Origin of the sequence: Arenimonas sp., assembly GCF_019459675.1 — a bacterium.
In the GTDB taxonomy this organism is placed as follows: domain Bacteria; phylum Pseudomonadota; class Gammaproteobacteria; order Xanthomonadales; family Xanthomonadaceae; genus Arenimonas.
Genome location: NZ_JAIBFH010000105.1, coordinates 1 through 9,987, shown reverse-complemented (window position 1 = coordinate 9,987; position 9,987 = coordinate 1). Strand labels below are relative to the sequence as shown.

Annotated in this window: 9 protein-coding genes; 7 read left to right on the top strand and 2 right to left on the bottom strand. The window is 70.5% G+C overall.

What is annotated here, in order from left to right; genetic code table 11:
- Positions 1-314 precede the first annotated feature (314 nt).
- Positions 315-875 carry an ECF-type sigma factor gene (locus tag K0M70_RS03855; protein ID WP_290779524.1) on the top strand — a complete coding sequence of 187 codons (561 nt, stop codon included), beginning with the start codon at positions 315-317 and terminating at the stop codon, positions 873-875.
- Here K0M70_RS03855 and K0M70_RS03850 read toward each other — a convergent pair.
- Together K0M70_RS03850 and K0M70_RS03845 are read right to left on the bottom strand one after the other, a co-directional pair.
- Positions 811-3,282, bottom strand: coding sequence for a serine/threonine-protein kinase (locus K0M70_RS03850; RefSeq protein WP_290779521.1), 2,472 nt, complete (start codon positions 3,280-3,282; stop codon positions 811-813). The genes K0M70_RS03855 and K0M70_RS03850 overlap by 65 nt on opposite strands.
- A gap of 76 nt (positions 3,283-3,358) precedes the next feature.
- Positions 3,359-3,910, bottom strand: coding sequence for a hypothetical protein (locus K0M70_RS03845; protein ID WP_290779518.1), 552 nt, complete (start codon positions 3,908-3,910; stop codon positions 3,359-3,361).
- A 145-nt stretch (positions 3,911-4,055) separates the two neighbouring features.
- On the opposite strand from K0M70_RS03845, the gene K0M70_RS03840 reads away from it, so the two are divergent.
- From K0M70_RS03840 to K0M70_RS03815, 6 genes are all read left to right on the top strand, one after another.
- Positions 4,056-4,760 (top strand): hypothetical protein, encoded by a 705-nt coding sequence (locus tag K0M70_RS03840; protein ID WP_290779516.1) that lies wholly within the window; start codon positions 4,056-4,058, stop codon positions 4,758-4,760.
- A 16-nt stretch (positions 4,761-4,776) separates the two neighbouring features.
- The gene (locus K0M70_RS03835; protein WP_290779513.1) at positions 4,777-5,652 is read left to right on the top strand and encodes a hypothetical protein; all 876 of its coding nucleotides are present in this window, start codon (positions 4,777-4,779) and stop codon (positions 5,650-5,652) included.
- A 71-nt stretch (positions 5,653-5,723) separates the two neighbouring features.
- Positions 5,724-6,299: a hypothetical protein gene (locus K0M70_RS03830; RefSeq protein ID WP_290779510.1), complete on the top strand. Its 576-nt coding sequence runs from the start codon at positions 5,724-5,726 to the stop codon at positions 6,297-6,299.
- A 97-nt stretch (positions 6,300-6,396) separates the two neighbouring features.
- Positions 6,397-7,281, top strand: coding sequence for an ABC transporter ATP-binding protein (locus K0M70_RS03825; protein WP_290779508.1), 885 nt, complete (start codon positions 6,397-6,399; stop codon positions 7,279-7,281).
- A 1-nt stretch (position 7,282) separates the two neighbouring features.
- Positions 7,283-8,854, top strand: coding sequence for a hypothetical protein (locus K0M70_RS03820; RefSeq protein ID WP_290779505.1), 1,572 nt, complete (start codon positions 7,283-7,285; stop codon positions 8,852-8,854).
- 107 nt (positions 8,855-8,961) lie between these two features.
- Positions 8,962-9,987 (top strand): alpha/beta hydrolase domain-containing protein (locus tag K0M70_RS03815; protein WP_290779502.1); only part of this gene is annotated, 1,026 nt, incomplete at its 3' end.

Genomic DNA, 9,987 nt, shown 5'->3' with positions numbered 1-9,987 from the left:
GGCCCCTCAGGCGCCTGTTGCGGTTTATTCGGGGGGGGGGGGTCTCCACCGCGCGGGGGGGGGGCTCGGCGTCGTCTTTGGTGTGGGCTTGGGCGCGGGGCACCGGGGCATTGGCCGCGCCCATCCACACGAACAAGAATGCGATGCGGCGCCAGCATTGGCCTGCACTTGGCGAATGCGCCGTTCTGGAAGAGGACTGCATGGGTCTGGACTCGCTTCGGGGACACCTTCCCCTACGCGGGCCGGGCCGCGAAACGGACAGGCCCGATCCCTGCTGCCGCGTCGTTTTGCCCCTTGCGCCAGGACCTGGACCCATGGACACCGCCACCCTCGAACATCCGCCCGAAGTGCTTGCCACCGCCGCGCGCCTCGCGCCGCTGCTGATGGACGACCTGCGCAAGCACGCCCGTCGCGAGCGCCGCCGCGTGCGCGCCGGGGAAACCTTGCGCACCACCGCCCTGGTGAACGAAGCGTACCTGCGCCTGCAGCGCAGCGAAAACTGGCAGGGCGAGCTGCACTTCCTGCGCTCGGCGGCGCTGGCCATGCGCCAGGCGCTGGTGGACCACGCGCGGCAGAAGCTGGCCGCCAAGCGCGGCGGCGGCGCGGTGGATTCGATCGAGGACCACGACTTCGAGCCGTTCTGGGTCAGCGACGAGCGCATGGTCGAACTCGACGAGGCGCTGCAGCAGCTGTCCGCGCTGAATCCGCGCCTGACCCAGGTGATTGAATGCCGCTTCTTCGGCGGCTATTCCGACCTGGAAACCGCGCGCATCCTGGGCGTCACCGACCGCACCGTGCGGCGCGACTGGATCAAGGCGAAGGCGTGGCTGTTCCAGGCGCTGGGGGACTGCCCACAAGACGATAGCGTTCCCTGAGCACCGCGGCCTGCGCGCCGATGCGCGCGGCCGGCGGGCCAACGGCCGCGGCGATGCGCTCGGCTTCGCCCAGCAGCGCGGCGGCCTCGTCGCCACGTTCCTGTTCTCCGCGCACGGCGGCCATCGCCAGGCTGGCCATGGCCGTACCCGGGTGGTCGCGGCCCAGGGTTTCCAGCGCCGCGGCCAGCGCGGTTTCGGCGCTGCGTTCGGCGTCGGCGGTGCGGGCCAGCGCCAGCTCCGCTTCGGACTGGCCGCCCAGCGCGGCCACGTGGTGCAGGCTGCCGTGGCCGGCGAACTGGGCGCCCATGGCCGCGGCTTCGCGCAGTACGGGCAGGGCCTGGTCGGGCTTCTTGCCGAGCAGCAGCAGTTTGCCGTAGTTGCTCAGCAGCGCCGCCGTGGCGGCCGACGGGCCGTAGTAGCGCCGGCGCAGTTCCACCGCTTCGCGCAGCAGCGGTTCGGCCACGGCCGGTTGACCCGACGCGATCTCCACCGCGCCCCAGTTGTTCAGCGTGTTCAGGGCATCGGGTGTCTGCTGCAGCCCGATGGACTGCCACACGTCGCGCGCGGCAGCGAAAGACGCGCGCGCTTCGTCCATGCGACCTACGCCGAACAGCGCCACGCCCAGGTTGTTGTGGAAGATGCCGGTTTCACGGTGCTGCGCCCCGCTCAGTGCGATGCGCCGCTGCAGCCCCTCGCGCAGCAGCGCCACCGCACCTTCGACGTCGCCCGCCGCCTTGATCAGCTGCGATTCCAACAGGCGGCTGTCCACCAGCCGCGACTCCCAGCGCGCCAGGTCACCGCGCCAGAACGCCTGGGCCTGTGCCAGCAGCGGCCGTGCTGCATCGGCGTCGCCCTGGCGCAGCCGCACCTGCGCCAGGTCGTAGCGTCCGGCGGCGATCAGGGCCGGGTCCACGCGCGCTGCGTCGGCATTCGCCAGGCGCTCCAGCAGCGGCGCAGCGGCTTCGTAGTCGGTGATCAGGAAGTTGAGTTCGCCCAGCGCATGCAGCACCGGCGCCGCCTCGCCAGGGTCGCGGTCGAACTGGTCCTGCACGCGCTGGGCGGCGTTGCCCAACACGTCGGCGGCGGTGGCTTCGCCGCCCTTGAGCTCGCCGGCGCTGCGGAACATCAGGAACAGCGCCTGCTGCACCGCCTCCAGCCGCGCCTGTTCGCCCAGCGCCTGGTCGCGCTGGCGGGCCGCTTCGCGCGCCTGCACCACTGCGGCGCCCAGGCCGATGGCCAGGCTCAGCACGACCACGGCCGCCGCCGCCGCAGTCCATCGGTGCCGGAACAAATGCCGCGACAACCGATGCCCCGGCTGGGCCGCCCGCGCCTGTACCGGACCGCGCACCAGCGCCTGCTGCAGCTCCGTGCCGAACTGGTCGGCGGTCTGGTAACGGTGCGACGGGTCGGGCGCCAGCGCCTTGGCCAGGATCGCCTGGAGATCGGCGAACAGCGCGCGGTCTGCGCCGGTGTCGCGCCAGCGGGCCGGATCGGTGGCTTCTGCCAGCGGCATCGGCGGCGTGCCGACGATGCGTGCGATCGCCGCCACCGGCGTCAGGCCGGCGGTGTTGCGCGGCGCGCGCCCCGCCACCAGGCGGTACAGCACCGCCCCCAGCCCGTGGATGTCGGTGGCCGTGGACGTGTCGCGGCCGGTGGCCTGCTCGGGCGCGGCATAGTCCTGCGACATCGCGCCATGGTCGCCGTCCTGACCTTGCCCGGCGAGGCGCGCGATTCCGAAATCAATCAGCCGCACGCGGCCCTTGGCATCCACCAGCAGGTTGGAAGGCTTGAGATCGTGGTGCACCACCAGTTTGCCGTGGGCGTGGGCCAGCGCCTCGCAGGCCTGCTGCACCAGCTGCACGCGCTCGCGCAGCCCGGCACCCTGCGCGTCGCACCACGTGTCGATGGGCGCGCCGTCCACGTACTCCATCACCATGAAGGGCGTGCCGCCTTCCAGCAGGCTGCCGTCGATCAGCCGGGCGATGCCCGGATGGTCCAGGTGGGCGAGGATCTGCCGCTCGTTGTGGAAGTGCTGCCACGCCCGGGCGTCGGCGTGGCTGATGATCTTCAGCGCAGCGCGCTGGGTGAACTGGCCGTCGGCGCGTTCGACCTCGTAAACCTCGCCCATGCCGCCGCGGCCCAGGTGGCGCAGCACGCGCCAGGCTCCTGCGCGGTCGCCGGGGTGCAGGCAGTCTGGCGATGCCGCCGCGTTCTCGGCGTTGGATGTTGATTCGGGCTCGAGGAAGCCGCCGCTGCGGTCGGCGGCGTCGAGCAGCGCGCAGGCCTGCGCCAAGAGTTCGGGCGGCGCGTCCTGCGCCAGGATCCAGTCCCGGCGCTCGCGCTCTGGCATTTCCCAAGCGGCATCGAACAGGGCTTCCACCCGCCGCCAATCATGGCTGGAGTTCATGCGCATCCCAAGGGTGGAACAGCGTCCAGCATCGTGTTTCGTGCGGCGGCCTGCAATCGCAGACCGCCGGTAGGGGTCAGCGGGCGCCGGCCACGCCTTCGCCGCTGAGGGCGTAGCTGGGGCAGGGGGTCTTGTCCGTCGTGCGACAGGCGCCGCGACCAGGTGCCTGCAGCGTCAGGTCCAGGTCTTCGCAGCGATGGTTGTCGATCACGATCGGGCCCCACGCATCGCGGGTTTCGCCGGGCGGGATTTCGAACGGCATCACCAGGGTGCTTTCGTCGTCCACCAGGCTGCCGTCCACGGTGGTGGTGACGCGGAACTCGGCGACCACCGACTTCAGCGGCGCCTGGCTGCGGTTGGTGGCTTTGAAGTGGAGCTGGCACTGCACCGAATTGGCGGCGCCGGCACTGTTGCTGCCCTTGGTTTCGCCCTTCACGGTGAAGTCGATGCTGCCGGCGGTGGCGGACGGGCGGGCCGCGGCTTCTGGGGCCGGCGCGGCCTCGCCAGAGGGGAGGGCCGGTGCCGAGGCCGACGGGTCGTTCGCGGTCTCAGTGGCGGGCGCCTCGGGTTGGCTGCAGGCGCACAGCGAAAGAGCAATGGCGAGGGGCAGCAGGCGGCGCAGGGTCATCGTCGGAATCCGTGGCGGGGAAAGGTTCTGGAGGATTACGGCGAAGAGGGCCGGGGACCGGACATCGCGCGGGACGTCGAGGGCCATGTCCGGATCTGCAGCCTGCTCGTCGTAACTGCAGGCTCACCACCACGAGGAATGCCAAGTGCGTAGCCCGACCCTGCTTGCCTGCCTTGCCGCGCTGCTGATCGGCTGCGGTCCCGCCCCGGCGCCGTCCGGCGCTGGCGACCAGCCCTCCGCCGTCCCGTTGGGTGCCGATGTCGCCGCCCGCAGCCCATCGATCGCCGCGGGTCCGTCCTTCGGCCCTTGGAAAAACAGGCTGGATGAACTGCTGACGCTTGAACTCGCCGCCGAGGCAGCGGGCCTGCCCGCCGCGGCTGCCGAGAAGGACTATATCGACGGCCTGCCGCAGATCGCCTACACCTGGCCCAGTGATCGCAAGGAGGCTTACGGCGGCATGCAGCTGTCGAAGAAGAACCGGGTGTCCATCGCCAATATCCAGACCGGCGTGACGCCGGAATTCTTCCGCAGCCGCTTCAGGGCGGCCAGCGAAACCGAGCTGGCGCAGGTGGACAAGGAAGCCGATCGACAGGCGGCCGAGCGCGGGCTGGACAAGCCGCAAGCCGCTGACGTCAGCGACCTGGCGGCGGCCTTGAGCGCGGTCAGCCCGTCGGAGGAGCTGACCGGCGTGGGCGACTTGGCCGTGTGGGAAACCGGCGAGCACGAACAGGTGCTCTACGTGCTGTTCAACGGCAGTTCCCTGCGCATGACGGTCGACATCAGCGACGACCCCGACGCCAACCGTGCCGCCGCCGTGGCCTTGGCCCGGCGCCTCATCCAGCGCCTTTGACCCGGAGCCATCCGCCATGACCCGCACCCTGCTGGCGCTCGCCCTGTTCCCCCTGCTGTTTGCCACCGCGACCTACGCGGCCACCAACGTGCCGCGCATCGAAGACCCGCCGCGCGCCAACGTGCCGCGACTCACGGACGCGGACGATGACCTGCTTCCCGTCGAGTCCCGCCTGGGCGCGCCCACGCCGAAGGCCATCGACCCCGCCACCAAGGCTGGGAAGGGCGCCAGCGCACCCATCACAGCCACCTTCAACTATGACCTGGTCATCGGCTTCATTGGCCAGGTGCCCGACGCAGGGCTGATCACCAGTTTCTTCCACCTCGACTCGCGCAATGGCCATTTCGGCATGGACCGCGGCGGCATGGAGTCGCTGGGCAACGCGCCCGCCACGGGCGAGGGCGGCAGCTTCGATTTCCAGGTGTTCACCAATGCCGCCGACCACTACATGTACCTGCAATCCGCGGACATGGGCCCGGTGTCGATGAAGGCGGCCAGCGGCCAAGACGCATTGGGCGCCGACCTGGAGGCCTATTTCCAGGCCACCGCGTTCGAAGAAACCTTCCGCAAGACCGGCAAGGTTCGCAACATCGGCGCCAATCTCGCGGGCAAGCCCTATCGCTCGGCGGAGTACGCAGGCAGCAATCCCGAGACCGGGACGCCGCTTTCGGTGTGGCTGGCCGTGCCGGACTTCGACGTCGGCTTCTACGCGGCCACTTACTACGGCCTGGGCGTGGTGCCCCTGCCCAAGGCCAGGCAGCAGTGGCTGGTGACCCGGATGGAGGGCGACGGCGCCGTGTTTGAACTCAGCTACGTCATGCGCAAGCCCAAACAGTTTTCCGGCGCCGGCTATCGCGACCTCAGTGGCCTGATGCCCGGCATGGCGCGCTGACCATCGCGGCCCCGGGGCGGGACTTCCGCCCGGGGCTGAATTGTCGTCGCCGACCGCCCTATACTCGCTGCATGAGCGACCCCCGCGCCCACCTGCAAGACCTGCGATCCCGCATCGAAGCGGCCCCGGCCCTGCCCGAGCGTGCACAGTGGCTGGAGCTGATCGATGCCGCGGCCAAGGCCCTGCCGGTGCCCGGTGGCCCCAGTCCCGAACTGGCCCGCCTGCGCCTGGACGTCGAGGACGCCGAACATGCCCGCGACGCGGCCAACTTGCAGCGCATGAAGGTGGCCGGCCAGCTCACCACCCTGCACAAGAGCCTCGCGGCGGCCGCCCCCGAAGTGGCCGCCGGCAAGGATCCCCAGAGCGACGCCCTGCGCCGCATCGAACACCTCGCCACCCACGGCGCCTCGGCGCCCGGCGCCGTCGAAGCCGCCAGGGCGGCCGAAATGGATGCCCCGATGCCAAGCCGTGCCTTGCTTGAAGCGGTGATCGCGGGCGAACGGAAGTTCTCCAAGGCCCAGCTTGAATTCACCATCGCCGAAGCCATGGTGCTCACCGGCTGGGCCCAGACCCCGCTGGAGCTGATGGCCGAAGGCGAGCCCTGGCTGGCGGCGCTGATCCTCAAGAACCAGGGCGAGTCCGCGTAACCCCCTGCCGTTTGGCCCATGTGAGATGGTGTTGTAGTTAACTACACTACCAACTCATTCAGGCGACGCACCCGTGTTCGCCGGCCAGGGGAACCCGATGTCCGCCCACACGCTAGACCTTGCCGCGGTCACGTACCGCTACCGTGGCGGCCAGGTTGCGCTGACCGACGTCAGCCTGTCCCTGCGCACCGGCATCATCGGCCTGCTGGGCCCCAATGGCGCCGGCAAGTCCACCCTGATGCGCATCCTGGCCACCCTGGCCCGGCCCACCTCGGGCCAGGTGCGCTGGAATGGCGCCGATGTCGCCAGCCGCCCCGATCCCCTGCGCCGCACCCTGGGCTATCTGCCGCAGGACTTCGGCGTGTATCCCGCGCTCACCGCGCGGGAGTTCCTGGCCTACCTGGCCGCGGTGAAAGGACTGCACTCACGCGACATCCCCGCGCGCGTGGGCCGCTGCCTGGACCAGGTCGGCCTGGCCGACGCCGCCGACCGCCGGCTGGGTGAGTTTTCCGGCGGCATGCGCCAGCGGGTCGGCATTGCCCAGGCCTTGCTCAACGACCCGGCGCTGCTGATCGTGGACGAACCCACGGTGGGCCTGGACCCCGAGGAGCGCATGCGCTTCCGTCACCTCATTTCCGACCTCGCCGCCGACCGGCTGGTCATCCTGTCCACGCATATCGTTTCCGACGTGGAGGCCAGCGCCACTTCGCTGGCCGTGATGGCCAAGGGCCACCTGCTGTATTCGGGCGAGCCCGAAGCCCTGCTGGCCCAGGCCGCCGGCCAGGTGTGGGAATGGACCGTGCCCGCCGAACGCGTGCCCGAACTGCGCAAGACCCTGGTCACCAGCAGCTCCACGCGCCGCCCGGACGGCGTGCGCCTTCGCGTGATCGCCGCCGCCCGACCGTCAGAAGACGCCGTCGCCAGTGCGCCCGACCTCGAAGACGCCTACCTGTGGCTGCTCAATCGCGCCGGAGGGGCGTGACATGGAGAAACTGCGCCGCTTCCAGGCCATCGTGGTGGCGGACCTGCGCGAGCGCACGCGTGCGCTGCGCTTCTGGGCGATCCTGGCCATCGTGGCCGCGCTCACGTGGTGGTGCTTCCCGGCGGCGGAATCGCAGCAGGTGGCGGTGGGCGTCGGCGCCGCGCGCGCCCGCTATTCCAGCGCCTGGGCCGGCCTGACCCTGGGCCTGATGTATTCGACCATGCTGGCGTGGCTGGGCTTCTACCTGGTGCGGGGCACGCTGGTGCGCGATTTCGACAGCCGCGTCTGGCAGCTGCTGGTGGCCACGCCGATGACGCGCGCCGGCTACCTGCTGGCGAAGTGGGCCAGCCACATGGTGGTGTTCTTCGTGGTGCTGGCGGTGGGCCTGGCCGTGGGCGTGGTGGCGCAGTGGGTGCGCGCCGAAGACCGCGCGCTGGACCTGGTGCAGATGGTGAAGCCGGTGCTGGTGCTGACGCTGCCGGCGCTGGCCTTGACCGCCTTCTTCGCGATTGCGTTCGACATGGTGCCGATGCTGCGCCGCACCGGCGGCAACGTGCTCTATTTCTTCGTGTGGCTGTTCTTGTTCGCGGCCATGGTCACCACGCTCGATCCCGAGGCCTCGGCGTGGGCGCGGCAGACCGCGCTCAGCGATCCCAGCGGCATCACCCTGGTGCAGCGCGACATGATGCAGCGCCTGCCGACGTTGGCCCCGGGCGTGGACGTGGACCAGATGACCATCGGCATGAACCAGCTCGACCGGCCGGTCACGCTGTTCAACTGGATGCACTGGTCGGTGGGCTGGGGCGACCTGGGCGGCCGCGCGCTGTGGGTGCTGGTCGCGATGCTGGCCACCGTGGCGCTGGCGCCCATCGTCGACTGGGCCGCGGCGCGCACGTCGTCGGCAAAACCGGCGGCGCGCCCGGGTCGCCGCCTGCGCTGGCTGGAGGCGCTGCTCCGGCCGCTGGAATCCTTCAATGCCGGTCGGCTGCTGGCGTCCGAGCTGCGGCTGATGCTGCGCCAGCGACGCCTGTGGTGGTGGGGCGCGCTGCTGGTGTGCTGGGGCCTGCAGCTGGGTGCGCCGGTGCTGGTGCAGACCGGTGCGGTGATCGTGGCCTGGATGATCAGCCTGGACCTGTTCGCGCGCAGCCTGCTGCGCGAGCGCGAAACCGGCACCGCCGCACTGGTGATGACCGCCCCCCGCGCCAGCGCACGCCTGTTGACGGCGCGCACTGCGGCCGCGGTGCTGGTCGCGGTGCTGTCGGCGCTGCCGGCCCTGGTGCGCTGGTCGCTGCAGTCGCCGCCGGTGGCACTGTCACTGCTGGTCACGGCGCTGGGCGTGGCGCTGGCCGGCCTTGCGCTGGCGGCGGTGTGCCGCAGCCCGCGGCCTTATGAGCTGGCAATGGTGTTCCTGGCTTACCTGGGCGTGCAGGGCGCTGGGCCGCTGGCCTTCCAGCTCACCACGCCGACGGCCACGGCCGTCACCGCACTGGTCACGCTGGCCTTGGCCGCTGTACTGATGCTCAGCTGGCCCGGGGTGAACAAGACCGGGGGCGCCCTCGTGGCAGCCGCATGACCACGCCCGCCCGGCGGCCGTCCGGGGCCGGCCCGGTGCCGCCCGATCGTGGCGAGATCACTCTGTAGACTCGTCTGCCCAAGCCCCCGACCCACGGCGAAACGACCATGCTCAGACCCCTTGCGCTGCTCACCTGCCTGGCCGCGTCTGCGGTGGTGCAGGCCGAGGTGGTTTCCGTGGAGGTGGCCAGCCGGCAAGCCTGGGCCGATGGCCGGGCTTTTGGCGCGGTGGGCGCCTACGAAGTGCTGCGCGGCACGGTGCACTACGCCATCGACCCCCGCAGCGCGTCTGCACGCAACGTCACCGATATCCGCCATGCCCCGGTCAACGCCCGGGGCCTGGTGGAATATTCCGGCCCGTTCCTGGTCATTCGCCCGGTCGACGCCGCCCGCGGCAACCACACCACGCTGGTGGAGGTGGCGAACCGCGGCAACACCCAGATGAACGGCCTCTTCTTCAGGACCGGAAGCGGATTCGACCTGATGGCCGCGACGCCTGCGGCCACGTTGACGGAATCGACGTTCTTCGAGCTGGGCTACACGGTGGCATGGGTGGGTTGGCAGGCGAAGCTGAAGCGGGAACAGTTTGGCCTGCAGGTGCCTGTCGCGAACGTGCATGGGCCTGTCAGGGCGACGTTTGGCACGCGTGACATGACGCCCGACCGCCGGGCTTACGACCTGGCGCAGAACGGTTACTACTGCGCACGCGATGCCGCGCAGCCCAAGGCCGTGCTCCGCACCCAAACCAGCTTCGACGACCCCGGCCAGGTGGTGGCGCGCAGTGCCTGGCGCTTCGCGGCGGCCGATGACGGCGCGCCGGGCAGTGCAGCGTGCCGCATCGAAATCGATGGCGTGCCCGCCACCGGGTATTCCCATTTCAGCCTGGTCTACGAGGGCGAAAAGCCCGCGGTGGCGGGATTGGGACAGGCCGCCTTCCGCGATTTTGCCTGGCACCTGAGGGACCGCCGGGTCCCGTCCGAACTCAACCAAAGGCCGCAGGACGCGAAGGCCGTGCTGGCGTACGGCTATTCGCAGGGCGGTCGTTTCCTGCGTGACTCGTTTTACGGCGGCTCCAACACGGGCCCGGGCGGCATTAAGTTATACGACGGCATGCTGGTGACCGCGGCCGGCGCC